18 protein-coding genes are annotated in these 17,170 nt (G+C 31.9%); 8 read left to right on the top strand and 10 right to left on the bottom strand.

Features of this window, described 5'->3' with window-relative positions:
• Positions 1 to 5: 5 nt before the first annotated feature.
• Positions 6 to 380 carry a ribosome silencing factor gene (rsfS, locus tag UH7x_RS02715; RefSeq protein WP_482362182.1) on the bottom strand — a complete coding sequence of 125 codons (375 nt, stop codon included), beginning with the start codon at positions 378 to 380 and terminating at the stop codon, positions 6 to 8.
• Between the two features lie 95 nt (positions 381 to 475).
• On the opposite strand from rsfS, the gene UH7x_RS02710 reads away from it, so the two are divergent.
• A complete protein-coding gene (locus UH7x_RS02710; RefSeq protein ID WP_482362181.1) occupies positions 476 to 1,207 on the top strand; it encodes a biotin--[acetyl-CoA-carboxylase] ligase in 732 nt (243 codons plus the stop codon).
• 5 nt (positions 1,208 to 1,212) lie between these two features.
• On the opposite strand, the gene UH7x_RS02705 is transcribed toward UH7x_RS02710, so the two are convergent.
• Both UH7x_RS02705 and pyrE read right to left on the bottom strand, forming a co-directional pair.
• Positions 1,213 to 1,605, bottom strand: a complete 393-nt coding sequence (locus tag UH7x_RS02705) for an SRPBCC family protein (RefSeq protein WP_482362180.1) — start codon at positions 1,603 to 1,605, stop codon at positions 1,213 to 1,215.
• A 1-nt stretch (position 1,606) separates the two neighbouring features.
• Positions 1,607 to 2,251: an orotate phosphoribosyltransferase gene (pyrE, locus tag UH7x_RS02700; protein WP_482362179.1), complete on the bottom strand. Its 645-nt coding sequence runs from the start codon at positions 2,249 to 2,251 to the stop codon at positions 1,607 to 1,609.
• A 7-nt stretch (positions 2,252 to 2,258) separates the two neighbouring features.
• On the opposite strand from pyrE, the gene UH7x_RS02695 reads away from it, so the two are divergent.
• Positions 2,259 to 2,846 (top strand): NUDIX hydrolase, encoded by a 588-nt coding sequence (locus tag UH7x_RS02695; RefSeq protein WP_482362178.1) that lies wholly within the window; start codon positions 2,259 to 2,261, stop codon positions 2,844 to 2,846.
• 5 nt (positions 2,847 to 2,851) lie between these two features.
• On the opposite strand, the gene UH7x_RS02690 is transcribed toward UH7x_RS02695, so the two are convergent.
• From UH7x_RS02690 to UH7x_RS02670, 5 genes are all read right to left on the bottom strand, one after another.
• Complete coding sequence (locus UH7x_RS02690) at positions 2,852 to 4,600, bottom strand: M14 family metallopeptidase (protein ID WP_482362177.1); 1,749 nt, start codon at positions 4,598 to 4,600, stop codon at positions 2,852 to 2,854.
• A 48-nt stretch (positions 4,601 to 4,648) separates the two neighbouring features.
• Entirely contained in the window at positions 4,649 to 5,053 is a 405-nt protein-coding gene (locus UH7x_RS02685) for a response regulator transcription factor (protein WP_482362176.1), read from the bottom strand.
• Positions 5,046 to 6,887: a PAS domain-containing sensor histidine kinase gene (locus UH7x_RS02680; protein ID WP_482362175.1), complete on the bottom strand. Its 1,842-nt coding sequence runs from the start codon at positions 6,885 to 6,887 to the stop codon at positions 5,046 to 5,048. The genes UH7x_RS02685 and UH7x_RS02680 overlap by 8 nt, the downstream gene beginning before the upstream one ends.
• Positions 6,888 to 7,086: 199 nt before the next feature.
• Entirely contained in the window at positions 7,087 to 7,542 is a 456-nt protein-coding gene (coaD, locus tag UH7x_RS02675; RefSeq protein ID WP_482362174.1) for a pantetheine-phosphate adenylyltransferase, read from the bottom strand.
• A gap of 35 nt (positions 7,543 to 7,577) precedes the next feature.
• A complete protein-coding gene (locus UH7x_RS02670; RefSeq protein ID WP_482362173.1) occupies positions 7,578 to 8,549 on the bottom strand; it encodes a D-alanine--D-alanine ligase in 972 nt (323 codons plus the stop codon).
• Positions 8,550 to 8,732: 183 nt separating this feature from the next.
• Between UH7x_RS02670 and UH7x_RS02665 the strand changes: the two genes are divergently transcribed.
• The 6 genes from UH7x_RS02665 to UH7x_RS02640 all read left to right on the top strand — a co-directional run bounded on the left by UH7x_RS02665 (position 8,733) and on the right by UH7x_RS02640 (position 15,648).
• Positions 8,733 to 9,320, top strand: coding sequence for a PASTA domain-containing protein (locus UH7x_RS02665; RefSeq protein WP_482362172.1), 588 nt, complete (start codon positions 8,733 to 8,735; stop codon positions 9,318 to 9,320).
• A gap of 2 nt (positions 9,321 to 9,322) precedes the next feature.
• Positions 9,323 to 10,348: an RluA family pseudouridine synthase gene (locus UH7x_RS02660; RefSeq protein WP_482362171.1), complete on the top strand. Its 1,026-nt coding sequence runs from the start codon at positions 9,323 to 9,325 to the stop codon at positions 10,346 to 10,348.
• Between the two features lie 93 nt (positions 10,349 to 10,441).
• Positions 10,442 to 11,203: a peroxide stress protein YaaA gene (gene yaaA, locus UH7x_RS02655; protein ID WP_482362170.1), complete on the top strand. Its 762-nt coding sequence runs from the start codon at positions 10,442 to 10,444 to the stop codon at positions 11,201 to 11,203.
• 56 nt (positions 11,204 to 11,259) lie between these two features.
• On the top strand, positions 11,260 to 11,625 hold the full coding sequence (locus UH7x_RS02650) for a hypothetical protein (protein WP_482362169.1): 366 nt from the start codon (positions 11,260 to 11,262) through the stop codon (positions 11,623 to 11,625).
• 617 nt (positions 11,626 to 12,242) lie between these two features.
• Positions 12,243 to 12,917, top strand: coding sequence for a uracil-DNA glycosylase family protein (locus UH7x_RS02645; RefSeq protein ID WP_482362168.1), 675 nt, complete (start codon positions 12,243 to 12,245; stop codon positions 12,915 to 12,917).
• A gap of 184 nt (positions 12,918 to 13,101) precedes the next feature.
• Positions 13,102 to 15,648 (top strand): phosphoenolpyruvate carboxylase, encoded by a 2,547-nt coding sequence (locus UH7x_RS02640; protein WP_482362167.1) that lies wholly within the window; start codon positions 13,102 to 13,104, stop codon positions 15,646 to 15,648.
• Here the strand turns inward: UH7x_RS02640 and UH7x_RS02635 are convergent.
• The gene (locus tag UH7x_RS02635) at positions 15,645 to 16,076 is read right to left on the bottom strand and encodes a hypothetical protein (protein ID WP_482362166.1); all 432 of its coding nucleotides are present in this window, start codon (positions 16,074 to 16,076) and stop codon (positions 15,645 to 15,647) included. The two genes, UH7x_RS02640 and UH7x_RS02635, sit on opposite strands and share 4 nt — an antisense overlap.
• A gap of 76 nt (positions 16,077 to 16,152) precedes the next feature.
• The gene (locus UH7x_RS02630; RefSeq protein ID WP_482362165.1) at positions 16,153 to 17,118 is read right to left on the bottom strand and encodes a carboxypeptidase-like regulatory domain-containing protein; all 966 of its coding nucleotides are present in this window, start codon (positions 17,116 to 17,118) and stop codon (positions 16,153 to 16,155) included.
• Positions 17,119 to 17,170: the final 52 nt, after the last annotated feature.

Genomic DNA, 17,170 nt, shown 5'->3' with positions numbered 1-17,170 from the left:
TTTACCTATTTAATACTGCCTTCCAATGCGGTTACCTTCGCATCGCCCCAAAGACCTTCAATGTCATAATATTCTCTAATGTGTTTCTGGAAGACATGAACTACTACGTTTACATAATCCATTAAAATCCATTCGGCATTTTCACTGCCTTCAACATGCCAAGGTTTATCTTTGATAGCCTTGCTCACTGTTTTTTGTACGGATCCAACTATAGCATTCACATGTGTATTTGAAGTACCATTGCAAATTACAAAGTAGTCACAAACTGTGTTTTCTAATTCTCTGAGGTCTAATAACCTTATGTCTTGGCCTTTTACCTCTTCTACGCCTTGTAGTATCACAGCAATCAACTCGTCTGCGCTAGCTTTACCTTTCTGCATTCAAATTATTTAGTTTACGCAAAGTTATTATTTTTTTGTTCTTTTAACCCCTATTTTTTAACATAAGATATCAATACTTAATATCAGGGCTGTTTATGCATATAATCAAACTTAATGCCACGGACTCTACCAACCAATATCTAAAAAATCTAATGCTTACCAGTTCTGTTAAAGACTATACTGTTGTAATTGCCAATGAGCAAACAAAAGCAAGAGGTCAAATGGGTACAACATGGCAATCTACAGCTGGTAAAAACTTGACCTTTAGCGTTTTGAAGCAGTTTGATAGTTTTGATGTACAAAACCAATATTATTTAAATATAACTGTTTCTTTAGCGGTATATGCCTTTTTAAGAGCTCTTAAAACTCCAAATTTATCAATTAAATGGCCAAACGACATTCTGTCAGGTAACCAAAAAATTTGCGGAATTCTAATTGAAAATACCTTGCAAGGTCAGCAAATTAAAACTTCAATAATTGGCATTGGTCTAAATGTTAACCAGACTGAGTTCCATAACCTTTTTAACGCTACCTCCCTAAAATTGTTGTTAAAGGAAAAATATAATTTAGAGGAGTTACTTTACAAACTACTTGAAGAGTTAGAGCATTATTTTAATTTGCTTAATTCAAGTATGTTTAAAACGCTCGAAAAAGAATATTCAGAGGTGCTTTATTGCAAAGGAAAAGTCTCTAATTTTAAGGATTCGAATAACCAACTATTTACCGGTGTTATTACAGGAGTCTCCTTAGAGGGACGATTAATTGTGCAATTAGAAAATGGAATGTTAAAGGAGTTCAACATGAAAGAGATTAAACTGCTTTATTAGATTATTTAAATCTTAGCCATATTTTGTGATAAGGTACCAATGAAATTAGTAATTGGGTTTTTAATCATCATAGCCATCATAGCATTAAATTCTCCGTTAAAATGTAAAGTAACATCCGTAGATTTTTCGGTTAACTCTAAAATATCTGCTGTTAATGTAAAATTTAATTTACCCTCGGCTGAGCCTAAAACTATTTTGTCGTAAGGAACCTTTTCTTTTAATTTTAAAGTAATTTCTGGCATACCTTTTAATGCGAAAATAAAAGTGTCTTCACTTAATACTTCAAACTTGCTTATGTTGTCTGGCATTAACTGTTTGAAGTTTTTAATATCGCAAAGAAATTCGTAAACTTCTTCTTTGCTTTTTTCAACTGTTTTTTTAGGTGATTCTAAGTGCATCTTATTCTTGTTTCCAATCTGAAGGATTTTTTCTCCATTCAGATAATGTGTTTAATTGTTCTTCTTTTATATAATTGGTATCGGCAGCCTGCTCAATTAAATTAGCATAGTCGCTTAGAGTATGCAATTCTATATTCTTTTTTTCAAAATTCTTTACAGATACATCAAACCCATATGAAAATATGGCTAGCATTCCTTTTATATTGGCTCCGGCCTCATTTAATGCATCAACAGCATGTAGGCTACTTTTTCCAGTACTAATTAAATCTTCAATTACGACTACTTTTTGCCCAGATTCAAATTGCCCTTCTATCTGATTTTGACGTCCATGAGCCTTAGCTTGCGGTCTTACATATATAAATGGCAGACCCAAATAATCAGCAACTAACATGCCAATACCGATTGCTCCTGTAGCAACACCAGCAATAACATCTGGTTTTCCGTAAAGGTCCTCAACTTGTTTCGCCATCTCTTGTCGAATAAAATTACGAATAGTAGGGTATGAGAGAACAATTCTATTGTCACAATAAATTGGTGAACGCCAACCCGAAGCCCATGTAAATGGATTTTCAGGATTCAACTTTATTGCATTAATTTGCAATAGAAGTTCTGCTGTTTTTTTTGCGGTGTCTTTATTTAAAATCATAGAGCAAATGTATAAAGTTTTTGTCAATGAACGTCCTCTTGTTTTAACGAGTAATCTTTCTGATGTTGGAGAGAGTAAATCTTTTCCACTTAATGAGGATTCTATACAAGTAGCGATTACTTCTTTAAGAAAAGGAAAGTTAAACGAAGCTTATATTTATCACCCAAATCAAGAAGAGATTTTAAAAAAATTTACAAAGCGAATTCCGCTTGTGGTAGCCGCTGGTGGGGTTGTGACCAATAAAGAAGGTAAGGTTCTTTTTATTTATAGAAATGATAAATGGGATTTACCCAAAGGCAAATTAGAAAAAGGGGAGTCAATTGAAGTTTGCGCCATTAGAGAAGTGATGGAGGAAACTGGTGTTAAAGATTTACGCCTTGAGAATTTTTTAAAAACGACGTATCATGTTTTTAAAAATAACGGTGTTGATACCTTGAAAGAAGTGCATTGGTTTGCTATGAAGACTTATTATGAAGGTAAACTAAAAGGACAAAAAAAAGAAGGTATTAATAAAGTAAAATGGAAAGGTCCTAAAAAAATTAAAGAAGCTCTCGAAAATTCATATGTAAATATTAGAATTTTATTCGGTTACTGAACTAGTTAGTTTTTTAATAGTCGATAAATAGGGTATTGCATATGAGCTGACTCATAATGTGCTGATTTTTCAAATAACCAATTTAATTGCGTATACCAATTTGATCTAAAGTCTATTTCACTTTCTTTTTTCTTATTAAACTCTTTTAATAATATAGAATCGTTGTTCAGCATTGCCTCGGCTTCATCTTCAAAAACATAAGGAGAGAAACCTTCTTTTTGTTGTAAAATTGGATCAAAGAAATTCCAATTAAAAAAAGAGTCTACCGCTTCAGGTTCTAAGGTTTCCATAATATATCTGAAACCAGGTTGATCTGTATAAACTATAATATCGCCCTCTGTGAAATTTATTGGTTTAATTTCTGATTTAACTTTGGTATTGCTATGTAAATAATGTCCTTCGTATGCTTCTGATCGACTTTCGAAATTTTTTATTTTATACGATTCAACAGAGAGCAAGGTGTCTGAATTTAAGGTTTCGAAAGCTATTTTGTTTTGATTGAAAAGTGTGGAGATATTGTCATACCCTTTTTTTATTATATATGCTTTAGGTATAAGAACAGAGTCGATTGCTTTAAAAAAATTTTGATATTTAACAGGTTTTGAAAATGGTTTATTTCTATTGTATTTTAATCTTGAAAACCCAGTAACCAAGCTTTGCAATGTGTCCGCTTCGTAACCTTTGAAATTTAAAATAGAAGTTTTGGTAGTGTCTATCTGCCATTGGATTGGATAGTATGTCCAATTTCTATGTCTGGTAAGAGCTGATTTACGTAATTCTTTTATTTTAGCACCATCAGTTTCAGATATTTTTATAATCTGTTTCATTAGTTCATAGGTACCTTTAACTCTTTGTTCATATGGCTTTAGCATATGAGTTTCTACCATTAAACCTAATGTGTTGAATAAGGTGGTATAACCTGTTGAGTACCTTGGGTGATCCATAAATTGTGAGAAACCATTTTCGGGTACTTCATTAAAAACATTAACATAAGGTGTAATGTCCCATTGCTCAGATGCCAAAGACTTTTCTAGATTAGGCATTAATTTGTCATTCAGATAAGTGCCTAAGTTGCCGCCTAATTTATTATGCTGTGTAAATAAGTGGGTAAGTGTGTACTGGTAATCTGCACCATTACTTACATGATTGTCTATAAATAAATCAGGATTAACTAAATGAAAAATTTTAGCAAATGAATGTGCATTTTTTGTATCAGCTTTTATAAAATCTCTATTGAGGTCATAGTTTTTAGTGTTGCCTCTAAATCCGTATTCTTTAGGACCGTTTTGATTTGCTCTTGTACCTGTATTTCTATTTAAAGCACCACCGATATTATAAATAGGAATTGTTGCTATTATCGTTTTTGTTGGAACTTCTATTTTTTTTGTCGCTAAATCGCGAAATAATAACATAGTCGCGTCGATACCATCAGATTCACCAGGATGTATTCCATTATTAATCAGTAAAACAAGTTTCTCTTCTCCAACTTTCTGGTAATTAAAATCGCCATCATTATTGTAGGTAACAATATGTAAGGGCTTACCACTATCGGTTTCTCCAATAGATTGAATATTTATTTCAGGAAACTCTTTTGCTAGGTGCGTGTAGAAATTTATAGTCTCGAGATAAGTAGCGGTCTCTGTACCTTTGGATTGTTCGAAATGAGTGGGGAAATTAGATTCGTGTTGCTCTTTTTTTTCATTACAAGAAAATATAAAGAGGCTTAGTGCTATTAGAAGAATATTTTTTAACATCGGCTTTGATTAAGATGTCAAAATTAAACAAAATCTTAATCCGATGTTTTAAGCAGGTATAGTGATTTTTTTAATTTCAGAGCGCTTCGCTGGTTTGTGAATGTAATCGACAATATGGTGCGTTTTATTTCTAAAAAATTCCCAGTTTTCATAATCGGTGGCATCAATTGAAGAGGTTATTATATTTATTCTGATTTTTTTAGAAATCGGTAGTTTGATAAACTCAGCCATAAACTGCCAACCGTCCATTATTGGCATATTAATATCTAAAAAAATAATGTCGGGAACATTACCTCTATTTTCTACTACTTCTTTAATAGAATCAATGGCTAGCTTTCCATTTTTAAAAGTTTCAATATCCTCGCATTCTACTATACTATTTAGAATTTTGCGAATACCAAAAACTGTTATAGGGTCATCATCTACAATGTAAATTGAGTTAATTTTAATCATTAAAATATATCTTGAAAGTAGTGCCAATAGCCACTTTACTGTTAACTGTTACCTTGCCATTCATAGCTTCTATTTGTTTTTTGGCAAAAAATAAACCGATTCCTTTTGCGTCTTCATTATTGTGAAATGTTTTATACATTCCAAAGAGTTTGTCTCCATGTTTTTTTAGGTCTATTCCTATTCCATTGTCTTGGATTAATAATATAGTGGTGTTTTTTTCTTTGGTTGTTTTAAGTGTAATTACGGGGTCTCTAAAAGGAGATTTATACTTTATGGCATTAGTGATAAAGTTAGCTATAATATTCTCTAAATATTCTGGAATAACGTTAACCGTAAGCGCATCATTAATTTCATTTATTATTGTAGCATTGCTCTCTTTTATTACATATTGTAAATCTGTACACGTTTTATTAACGGCCTTTATTAAGGAAATTGGTTTTTTCTCAGTTTTAATATTTGTACTAATCGCAACTACTTCGTTAAGATTATCTAGGGTCTCTAATAAACCATCAGATGCACTAACGAGCATTTCTGTAATTTTCTTTTTCTCTACGTCACTTTTTTCTGTTAATAAAAACTCTAGTAACATGGAGAAATTAGCAGCATGTGATCGCAAATTATGAGAAATAATATGGGCAAAATCTACTAATTTTTTATTCTGTAATGTTGTTACATTTATTAGCGTTCTAAGTTCTTCTTCTTTTGCTTTTAAATCTGAAATATCTAAACTAAAACCTACCAAACCGTTAACATTTCCATGTTCATCGAGCATTGGAATTTTTGATGTTAGGAATGTAGTCAACTTACCCGATTTATTTATAATACTATTTTCTTTCCCTAGAATGGACTTCACATTTCTAATAACATATTGATCCTCTTCAATACAGGCTTGCGCAGAGGCTTGATCCATAAAATGAAAATCATCTTTACCAATTGCTTCATCTTCATGCCGTAGGCCACAAAAATCAAGTTCATTCTTATTAACTAATAGCTTTTTGGAGTCAAGATCTTTTAGGAATACATTTATAGGTAAATGATTAATCAGTGTTTTTAGTAATCGCTCACTTTCCTTTGTTTTGGCATCTAACAGTACTCTTTCAGTAACATCTTGAAATGTTCCGATAAGTCCTTTAATCTTCTTTTTCTTATAAAGTGGTTTTCCAGCGCTAATAACCCACTTTTCTTCTCCATTTGGAGTTATGAGTTGAACTCTTTCACTCCAAGGTTCACCCTTTTCATAAGCTAGTTTTACCGCATTCATTATTTTCTTTTTGCTATTACCATCTTTGTAAAAAGAAAATATAGTATCTCTAGAAGGTTTGTAATCTGTAGAGACACCGTGGATTTTTTTAGTCATATCATCCCACCAAATATCTCCATCATTAATAGACTCCCAACTACCTATGTTTGCTTTTTCTGATTTTTCTTGTAAAAATGCCCCTAATTTTTCAAGCTTCTCCTCATTTGCAACTTGTTTTGATATATCTTCATTTTGAATGATAGCGCCCACAATATTCTCATTTTCATCATACCAGGGTAGGTTTTTCCATTGTATGTGTACTTCATCGCCTTTTTCATCAATAGAAGAATAAATGTATAACTCAGTCGTCTGGCCATTAAAACAATTCGTAAGCTCAGCGTGCCATTTTTCTGAAACTTCGCCAAATAAATCATATAGCGTAGCACCGAAAACTTCGGGGGACGAAAAGTTAAAGGAATCTATCCAACGGTCGGAGGCCTGCATTACCTCAAAATTTGTATTAATAAATGCAGTTGCACTAGGTAACTGTTTTATTAGATAGTCCCTTACATAAGATTTGGTACTATTGAGCATAGTAAGGAAATTTCCTACTAAATTATGGTGATTTTTTGATTTTGATTAGTTATTGTTGTGAATACATCAAAACTCGTTGTGTGATTGCCTAAATAGGAAGGGAGCAAGTATATTAATTGAATTTTAAACGACAAATCTTTAAAATTTCACAATTACAGTATTATTTCATTATGTCCTAATTTCCTACAAATAATGCCGGTTATTTAACTTTTACCGAATTGGGTACTAATACTGAAAAATCGCCACCATTCTTTATTACATCACGGACAATAGACGAGCTAATATAAGAAGTTCGGGCTGCTGTTAGAAGAAAAACAGTTTCGATTTTCGCTAATTTTCTATTAGTATGAGCTATGGCCTTTTCAAATTCAAAATCTGCAGGGTTCCGTAAACCTCTAAGAATGAAGTCTGCATTTACTTCTTTGCTGAAGTTTACCGTAAGCCCTTCATAGGTCATTACCTTTATTTTTGGTTCATCTTTAAAGGTTTCTTCTATAAATTGTTTTCTTTCTTCAAGTGAAAACATGTATTTCTTTTCAGAATTTACACCAATAGCAATAATCAGTTCATCAAATAAGGTGACGCCACGTTTAATAATATCAGTATGACCTAATGTTAAAGGGTCGAAAGAACCAGGGAATATAGCGCGCCTCATATTACTTATTTAGATTATCAAATTTAGCCTTTTATCTACAATGCTTCACGTATGGCACTTTCGAAGAGTTCTTCTAAAGAAATACCGGCTTTTTCGGCCTGTTGCGGTAAAAGGCTTTCAGTGGTTAAACCTGGTGTTGTATTCATTTCTAACATAAAGGGTTCATCATCAATAAATATAAATTCACTACGTGAATATCCACTCATTTTAAGTACTTTGTATGCTAACTTTGCTGCCGCTTCAACATTTTTAGTTTTTATTTCAGTTAAACGGGCAGGTGTTATTTCTGTGGACTGATTTTCATATTTGGCTTTATAGTCGAAAAAATCATTATCACTAACAATCTCAGTAATAGGCAATACCGTTATTTCACCTTTATATGTAATAACTCCTACAGAGACCTCTGTGCCATCTAGAAAAGATTCAATAATTATCTCATCATCGTGTTTGTAAGCTTCTTCAATTGCATTTTTTAATAACGATTTTTCATAAACCTTGGAAATGCCAAAACTACTACCTGCTTTATTCGCTTTCACAAAGCATGGTAGGCCAACTTTCTTTACAATTGCATCTTCATTAATGATATCACCTAGATTTAAAAAATAGGAGGGAGCAGATTTTATGCCGTAAGGTGCTAAAACACTTAATAAATCTCGCTTATTAAAGGTTAAGGCAGATTGGTAATAATCGCAAGAAGTTTGCGGAATACCTAATAATTCGAAATAAGCTGGCATTAAACCATCTTCACCTGGCGAACCATGTATGGCATTAAATACACAATCAAATGTTATTTTACTGCCATTATAGTCTACACTAAAATCGTGTCTATTTACTGGATGTTCAACGTTAAACTCATCAATATAAACCCATTTATCACGTAGGATGTGAATACGATAACTATTAAATTTTTCTTTATTAAGATTCTTATATACTACGTTTCCTCCTTTTAAAGATATTTCCCATTCATTTGAAAAACCACCCATGATTATGGCAATATTTTTTTTCATGCTCGCGTTAAATTTAATAGTAGTCGATTGAAGTTTTCTTATTTTAACTAAAATAATTGTCAATAATATAAATTTAGCTGTTATTCCAGTTTAACGAAAAAAACGATACTTGTTTATATTGACTAATTCAAAGTAAAGAAAAAAGCTATCGGTTTCCTATATTTGTCAGGTCAATTCTAGTCAATGAAAAACTTTTTCAACTTTTTAATAAGTAGAGCCTTTTTAATTCAATTAGTGCTAGCACTGGTAGTTACAGTGTTATTGGTGTTTCTTGTCTTACGATGGTTAGGTAGTTCTACAAATCATGGTGAATTCGTAGAGGTGCCAGATTTTGCGAAAATGTCTGTTATGGATATGCGAATGGCTGTTGAAGATGCAGGCCTTCGGTACGAAGTATTAGATTCAGCAAATTTTAATCCGGATTATCCTAGGTTTTCTATCATTGAACAGGATCCTAAAGCAGGTAGTCAGGTTAAAGAAAACAGAAAAATCTATTTCACAGTTAATCCATCTGGTTATAAAAAGGTCACGGTTCCTAATATCATACAGGTTACGCAGCGAAATGCAGCCTCTATGCTAAAGGCTGTAGGTTTAGATGTGCAGCAAGTTACTTATATTGATGAATTAGGTGAGGACATGGTTTATCAAATTAAATATAAGAGCAAGTATATTAAACCAGGAGATAAACTTCCTAAAACTTCTAAAATAGAATTAGTATGTGGTAATGGTAGAATACCTGACCAAGCACGTATTAAGGCCGATTCTGAATAATTATGGGGCCGCAAAACGATCCTGATTTGCAGGAAAATGAACTTTACGAGCATTTTAATATTACTGCTTCCAATGGTCAAGAACCACTTAGAGTAGATAAATTTTTAATGAATTTTATTGAAAATGCTACTCGAAATAAAATTCAACAAGCTGCTAAATCTGGTAATATTAGAGTTAATGATGCTGTTGTTAAACAGAATTATAAGGTAAAGGCCGGTGATGAGGTGCGAGTTTTTTTTGAACATCCACCGCATGAAAATTTACTGGTTCCAGAAGATATTCCTATTGATATTGTTTATGAGGATGATGCATTGTTGGTGGTAAACAAACCAGCTGGAATGGTGGTGCATCCGGGTCATGGTAATTATACTGGTACCTTAATTAATGCACTTTTATTCCATATTGAAAACTTGCCAGTGAACAGCAGTGAACGCCCAGGTTTGGTGCATCGAATAGATAAAGATACCTCTGGTTTGTTAGTTGTTGCTAAAACTGAGGCTGCTATGACACATTTGTCTAAACAGTTTTTTGATAAAACTTCTGAACGTGAATATATTGCTATAGTCTGGGGTAATATGGAAGAAGATGAAGGTACTGTTGAAGGTCATATTGCTAGGCATCCAAAGAATAGACTGCAAATGCAAGTTTTTCCTGAGGGTGATCATGGTAAAGAAGCCGTTACTCACTACAAAGTTTTAGAGCGTCTTGGATACTTAACACTTGTTTCCTGTAAATTAGAAACAGGAAGAACACATCAGATTCGGGTTCATATGAAGTATATTGGTCATACTTTATTTAATGATGAGCGCTATGGCGGAGAAAAAATTTTAAAGGGGACTACCTTTACCAAATACAAGCAATTTGTTGAAAATTCTTTTAAAATATTGCCCCGTCAGGCTTTGCATGCCAAAACCCTTGGTTTTGTTCATCCAGTGACTAAAAAGCAAATGCGATTCGATTCTGAAATACCGCAAGATATGGCCGAGTGTATTGAAAAATGGAGACAATATTCGAAACACAGTCAATAGCATAAATTACTTCAATACTGTTATTGATAACTCTTCTAAGAAATATATTTTATTCTGAAATAAGCTTATTATTTTTATAGAAAATTATAAGGAATGAAAGTAGTACTATCCCCAGCTAAATCGCTTGATTTTGAACGTGAATTGCCCACTAAGATTAATACCGAAGCCTTATTTCTTTCGGAAGCAGAACGTTTAAATAAATTACTGAAGAAAAAGTCTGCGAAAAGCCTTTCTAAATTAATGCATATTTCTGATAATTTAGGTCAACTAAACTATGATCGTAATCAAGAATGGAGTTTGCCTTTTTCTTCAGAAGATGCAAGGCCTGCTGCGTACGCATTTAGTGGTGATGTTTATAGGGGAATGGATGTGTATTCTTTGCCAGAATCTAAAATTGAATTACTTCAAAATACAGTGCGTATTATATCGGGTTTATATGGTGTTCTAAAACCGCTAGACTTAATTAAGCCCTATCGACTAGAAATGGGGACTAAATTTCCGGTCGGAAAAAATAAAAACCTATACGAATTTTGGAAATCTAAAATAGTAAAGTCCTTAAATGAAGATTTAGTAGCAGATGAGCTTTTCGTAAACCTTGCTAGTAATGAATATTTTAAAGCTATTGATAAAAAATCATTGAAAGTGCCAGTAATAGATGTTGTTTTTAAAGATTTAAAAAATGGAGAGTATAAAATGATTATGACATTTGTGAAATTAGCACGAGGGTATATGGCGCGTTATATTGTGGATACTAATGCAAAAACTATTGATGACTTAAAAGGGTTTAATTATCAAGGCTACGGTTTTAGTGAAGCTTTATCCACAAAAGAAAACGAACTCGTTTTTGTTAGATAGAATATTTTTTCTTCAAAAACGTTAATTAAAGTATACCATAAATAAATTGGATACTTATGAAAAAGTTAGCGTTACTTCTTTTTACTATCGTTTTAGTAGGTGTTTCTTGTACTGATCGAGATGATGAGATAGGTGGAGTTAATATTCGAATTAAGAATGATTCAAATATTAATTTTAATAGTGTTGAAGTAGGTGGGTCTGAAGAGGTTTACGAAAATATAGCTACTGGAGATTATTCTAAATATTTAGAATATGAAACAGCCTATCGATATAACTCTATTCATATTGAAGCAGATAGTACTAATTATAATTTAACTCCAATAGACTTTGTTGGTGAAGACAGTTTGGCTTTTGGATTTTATACATATGAATTGAGTATAAGCGAAGACGGCGTAGTCGACCTAGTTTTTAAAGTAGATTAATAGGCTTAGAATACCTTGCTCTTAAAAATAAATTTTCTTCAATTTTTCTGAAATAATAGAATAATAGCTTTTTATTTAGTTTATGTTGATCTTTAAGTTCGACTCATAAATGTCTGATTATTAAATTTTTATGCATATTTTTTCTTTTAATTCTTATTTTTTAACAAACTCTACTACTAATTAGGCTACTTTATTGGTTTTTGATTTATGTTGATCTTTAAGTGTTTTGAGTAGGCTGTTGATTTATAGTTATTTATGATTTTTATTTGTATGTTGGACTTCAATTTAACGGTAGTGATTTACTTTATGAAAGATAATTCTTGTTAATGATATATGTTGATCTTTAAGTGAGTTGTCTAAGATGTTTATTGTCAATTATTTATAAAATGTTTATATAATTTTGGTAATTAGGTTGATTTTAGCCTGAATAAGCTCTTAAAAGCACAAATTTTTGAGATAATATATTTATATATTTTTGATGCAGTTTATGTTGATCTTTAGGTGATCGTGATGACTTGTTGACCTTTAAATAGTTGCGTTTATTTGTTTTCTGTTTTATTAGTATAAAACATCCACTTTTTTAATTAATAGTTTTTAATTTTTAATCACTTTTTATTTTGTTTCTGCACAAACATCCCTACGAACCTTTCTTATTTAATGAGGCTACTAAGCTGATTGTGGGTACGTTACCTCCGCCTAGGTTTACCACTGGTATTCTTAAGAAAGGTGATGTCGATTTTTGTTATGGTAGTAGAGATGGACAGCTATGGTCTATTTTGAATATCATTTTTGATTTGAATTTAAAGTTTGAAACAACGCAAGACGCTGTAAGTCAGCGCAAAGAATTTTTGAAAAAACGTAAAATAGGAATTTGCGATATTGTCCAAAGTGCAGAAAGGGATAAAATTGATGCTTCAGATTTAGGAATGCAGAATATTCAATTGCGTAATGTTTTAGGTTATTTGAAAAAATATAAAAATATTGACACATTAATTTTTACAGGGGGTAATAGTAAAAACGGACCTGAGTATTTTTTTAGAAAACATTTAAAAGCAAACAACTTGAAGTTGAAAATTATTTCAAATGAAGTGCCTCGAATACATCAATTTGATTTATCTAATGAAAGTGATTTTTCTCATTCTAGAATAATTAAAACGGTGTCTTTAACTGCGCCATCTGGTGCAGCAAATAGGGCAGTGGGTAGTTTGGCGTCTTATAAAAAAATGAAAAGTGAAAATACTAATTTTAATACTTTAGATTTTAGAGCTTTACAGTATCAACCTTATTTTTAGTATTCATCAATATAAATTGCTGCTAATTGTAATTATTGTTGCTTATATCAGTAACATGCTCTATTTTGTTATTTCGAAACGCACTATAAGTGCAATGCTGATTTTATGTCGATATTTGTAAATTGAGATTGAAGCATCCGAGACACACAACACTTTTATATATTAGAAAATTTCAAGAAACTTTATGTCACAAACAGAAAGATTAAAAGAATTTAAAAAATCGGTAAATAATAAGTTCAACGTTTATAATAGCTTGTTCTTAAACTTACCATATCAAAATACCGAAAATGTAGGTATTCTTATTCCACTATTAGTGCATCAATGTCAAGAAGGATTAAAGAATGGTAAAAACCCCCAAGATATATTAGAAGAGTTTTTTGAAAATTTTGCTACGCTAGATACCGAAAAGTCACGAATAGACTTTATGTTCCGAATCATTCAATATGTTGAAAGACAAGTTGTGCTTTTTGATAGTGTTGAAGATGCAGCTTTTCCTAAAATGCATGAGCACAGTCTTTCTCTTTCTATTAAAGATTATTTTCAACTTGTAGACAAACATAAAAGTTGGGACAAGGTTGCTGATAAATTATCGAATTTTAGTGCACGAATTGTGCTTACTGCTCATCCAACACAGTTTTATACGCCAGCAGTATTAGATATTATTGATGAGCTTAGATCACTAATTTTGGAGGATCGTATTGATGATATTGATATTACCTTACAACAATTAGGCTTAACATCTTTGATTAATTTAAAGAAGCCTACGCCTTTAGATGAGGCTAAGAATATAATTTACACCTTAAGAAATGTGTATTATGACGCTGTTGGTAGTCTTTACTCATACATAAAAGAGAATATTAAGGATGATAAATTTGAGAATCATAAAATTATGCAATTGGGCTTCTGGCCTGGTGGAGATCGTGATGGTAACCCTTATGTAACTGCTAAAATAACGAAAGAAGTAGCCGATGAGCTTCGTGTTAATTTAATGAAGTGCTATTACAACGATTTAAAAATCTTACAAAAAAAGCTCACCTTTAAAGAGTTAGATGCGCATATAAAAGAACTGCGTGGTAATTTGTATATCGCCATGTTTGATACTAGAAAGCATGTTGGTTATGAAAACATAATTCGTCCATTAGAAGCTATTAGAGAGCTTTTAGTGGATAAGTATCACAGTCTTTATTTAAAAGATTTAGATGAACTAATTGATAAAGTGAAGATTTTTAAAACTCACTTTGCAATTTTAGATATTAGACAAGATCATAGTCAGCATACCAAAGCAGTAGAGGCAATTCTTAAAAAGAATAAAATAATTGAGAATAGTTTAAGTGAATTAACTACAGCCAAGCTAAGAGATATTCTTTTAAAAGAAGATTTAAGTGTTTCTGTTAAGGATTATGATGATCCAATAGTAAAAGATACTATTAGAAACATTTCACAGCTTAAAGGAATTCAGCGTAAAAATGGAGTAGAAGGCTGTGATAGATATATAATTAGTAATTCAGAAGATATGTTTTCTGTGCTATTTGTTTATGGCTTATTCCGTTGGTGTGGTTGGGAAAGTGATAAGATAACTTTTGATATCGTTCCACTTTTTGAAACCATGAAAGGTATGGAAACTTCTGAAGCGACTATGGAGGCGTTATTTAAAATTCCACAGTATCGAGAACATCTAGAAAGAAGAGATAATAAACATACCATTATGCTTGGTTTTTCTGATGGAACTAAGGATGGAGGCTATGTAAAAGCCAATTGGTCTATTTTTAAGACTAAAGAAAATCTTTCTAAAGTTTGTAAAAAGAATGATGTTAAAGCCATATTTTTTGATGGTAGAGGTGGACCACCGGCTAGAGGTGGTGGCAAAACACATCGGTTTTATGCTGCACAAACAAAAGATATTGCAAATCACGAGATACAATTAACTATTCAAGGGCAGACTATTACGAGTACGTACGGTACAAAAGAACAGTTCATGCACAATAGTGAACAGTTATTAACCGCTGGTTTGTCGAATAATATCTTTGGAAAAGAAAATGTGATTTCAAAAGATTCTAGGAAGTTACTTGAAGAACTATCTGATTTAAGTTTTGCAAAGTATGATGACCTAAAGCATCATGATAAATTTATGTCGTATTTAGAAGACATGAGTACGCTTAAATATTATACGAAAGCTAATATTGGGAGTAGACCTGGTAAACGTGGGAATAAGAAAAAATTAGAGCTTTCTGATTTAAGAGCTATTTCTTTTGTTGGTTCATGGAGTCAGTTAAAACAAAATGTGCCAGGTTATTTTGGTATAGGAACTGCCATTCAAACAATGAAAGATGATGGAAAATTGCGTGAATTAAAGAAGTTGTATAAAGAAGTGCCTTTATTTAAAGCTTTAATGTTGAATAGTATGATGTCGCTATCTAAATGTTATTTTGAGTTGACTTCTTATATGAAGGACAATGAGGAATATGGTGAATTTTGGAATATTCTTCACGAAGAGTATTTACTTTCTAAGAAGATGTTATTGTCAATTTCGGGGTCTAAAATTCTTATGGAGAATGAAGCGGTATCACGTGAGTCTATTAAAATTAGAGAGAATATTGTACTGCCACTTTTAGTTATTCAACAAAATGCATTGCAGAAAATTGGACAGAAATCTGAGTTTTTAGAATTGTATGAAAAAATTGTTACTCGATCTCTTTATGGAAATATTAATGCTAGTAGAAATTCCGCTTAATTAAATTCTAGTTCAAGATGCCGTAACAATGCTTTCCCAAAAAAATTGGAGCAAGTATCGTCTTTGTATACTTTTCTTTTGGAGCCGAAATTTATAATATACGTGTCAACCGTAGAACAGCCTGCTGAATTAATATATTTTAATTGATTTTCGAAATTTCTAAGGGCTTCAATTTTAGAAGCATTTAAAATTGTTTCGGTGTTATTGAGTATGGCTGCGTAGTTCGAATTATTTCTAACTATTGTAATGGTTTGAGAAGTGTTATTAAAACATCCTAAGGATTGAATGGTAATATCGTAAGATTCAGATATTGCCATTCGGTCTATAATAGCTAATTCTGAAGTTTCTTGATGAGCTTGCTTTTGTGTGTAACCAGTGAATTGATATCCAAAAAAAAGAATAAATAATAATGCAAATGGTAGTTTCATAATTATCTTATTGCAAAAGACTTGCCATAAATCAATTTATTCTTAAACTGAATATAATTAGAAGGGTTGAGGCTAATTATTCCCAAACTTTATATTCGGCACCCATACCATAATTTTTGTTTCCTGTCTGAATTAGATTCGAATTCTTATTATAATTACGATCAAAAATTTGCCATTTTTTGTCATTGTAAAAAATTCGTCGAACAAAAGTATTTTCATTATGTTCACCTTTTACAAATGGGAGTAATGGTCTAAATGAAGTAGAGATTTTTTGGATTCCGCGAGCAGTTTTTATTTCTCGATACTTCTTAGTGTCAAGTAGCTTGCCAAATTTATCAGCATAACCCAATACTTGAATAGAGACAAAAATTCCGTTTTCTGGAATGAATATTGATTTATCAGAAATATCAAGCTGAAATATTTTGTCGGCCTCCTCATTTATTGAAAAGATCTCGTTTTCATACCCTAATGGTTCATCTGGTTTTCCACCTTTATTTGTGTAGTATTGTATCCTAAATATTGTCGCGAACTTTCCTTTTCCTTTAGATTTATATTCACGCTCAGCGTTTATGGGTAGATTTAATTTCAAAATCTGGGTAGTCTTATTTTCATACTTATTAAATAAAACAGCCACTTCACTTTCTACAGTTGGTAACCAGCATGCAAAAACATCGGTATGCGTTTTGCCTTTTTGTTTTCGTATTCTAAACTTACCTTCTTTAGGTGCCGAAACAATAACTTCGCTTAATTGAGATACTTCAGACTCTAGAAATACCTTGTGAACAGAATTGTCTACTTTAATGCCTTTTTCGGCATAGCCAATTGCTGAAATAAATAAAGAATCGATGTCGGTATATTTCTTCTTAGAAAACGAAAAGGTTCCATCTTCATCAGCAAAAGTCCCCATTCCATCACCAAAAGAAATGGTAGCAAATGGTATGGTTTCATTACTCATACTATCTACTACCACTATTTGTTGCGCGTATTGATTTGCACTAAAAAATAAAAATATAAAATAAGCCAAATTCCTCATAATAGACATAAACTAATTGTCTTGTAAACGAGACTATGGTGTATAAAAGTATCTTTTACAT

This window comes from Aurantibacter sp. UH7 (assembly GCF_056839165.1).
The sequence above is the reverse complement of the archived record's forward strand: the minus strand, read 5'-3'. Positions and strand labels throughout refer to the sequence as shown.

What these genes read in the sequence shown, in the direction of transcription:
- rsfS (WP_482362182.1), bottom strand. Translation starts at nt 380, where the DNA reads ATGCAGAAAGGTAAAGCTAGCGCAGACGAGTTGATTGCTGTGATACTA.
- UH7x_RS02710 (WP_482362181.1), top strand. Translation starts at nt 476, where the DNA reads ATGCATATAATCAAACTTAATGCCACGGACTCTACCAACCAATATCTA.
- UH7x_RS02705 (WP_482362180.1), bottom strand. Translation starts at nt 1,605, where the DNA reads ATGCACTTAGAATCACCTAAAAAAACAGTTGAAAAAAGCAAAGAAGAA.
- pyrE (WP_482362179.1), bottom strand. Translation starts at nt 2,251, where the DNA reads ATGATTTTAAATAAAGACACCGCAAAAAAAACAGCAGAACTTCTATTG.
- UH7x_RS02695 (WP_482362178.1), top strand. Translation starts at nt 2,259, where the DNA reads ATGTATAAAGTTTTTGTCAATGAACGTCCTCTTGTTTTAACGAGTAAT.
- UH7x_RS02690 (WP_482362177.1), bottom strand. Translation starts at nt 4,600, where the DNA reads ATGTTAAAAAATATTCTTCTAATAGCACTAAGCCTCTTTATATTTTCT.
- UH7x_RS02685 (WP_482362176.1), bottom strand. Translation starts at nt 5,053, where the DNA reads ATGATTAAAATTAACTCAATTTACATTGTAGATGATGACCCTATAACA.
- UH7x_RS02680 (WP_482362175.1), bottom strand. Translation starts at nt 6,887, where the DNA reads ATGCTCAATAGTACCAAATCTTATGTAAGGGACTATCTAATAAAACAG.
- coaD (WP_482362174.1), bottom strand. Translation starts at nt 7,542, where the DNA reads ATGAGGCGCGCTATATTCCCTGGTTCTTTCGACCCTTTAACATTAGGT.
- UH7x_RS02670 (WP_482362173.1), bottom strand. Translation starts at nt 8,549, where the DNA reads ATGAAAAAAAATATTGCCATAATCATGGGTGGTTTTTCAAATGAATGG.
- UH7x_RS02665 (WP_482362172.1), top strand. Translation starts at nt 8,733, where the DNA reads ATGAAAAACTTTTTCAACTTTTTAATAAGTAGAGCCTTTTTAATTCAA.
- UH7x_RS02660 (WP_482362171.1), top strand. Translation starts at nt 9,323, where the DNA reads ATGGGGCCGCAAAACGATCCTGATTTGCAGGAAAATGAACTTTACGAG.
- yaaA (WP_482362170.1), top strand. Translation starts at nt 10,442, where the DNA reads ATGAAAGTAGTACTATCCCCAGCTAAATCGCTTGATTTTGAACGTGAA.
- UH7x_RS02650 (WP_482362169.1), top strand. Translation starts at nt 11,260, where the DNA reads ATGAAAAAGTTAGCGTTACTTCTTTTTACTATCGTTTTAGTAGGTGTT.
- UH7x_RS02640 (WP_482362167.1), top strand. Translation starts at nt 13,102, where the DNA reads ATGTCACAAACAGAAAGATTAAAAGAATTTAAAAAATCGGTAAATAAT.
- UH7x_RS02635 (WP_482362166.1), bottom strand. Translation starts at nt 16,076, where the DNA reads ATGAAACTACCATTTGCATTATTATTTATTCTTTTTTTTGGATATCAA.
- UH7x_RS02630 (WP_482362165.1), bottom strand. Translation starts at nt 17,118, where the DNA reads ATGTCTATTATGAGGAATTTGGCTTATTTTATATTTTTATTTTTTAGT.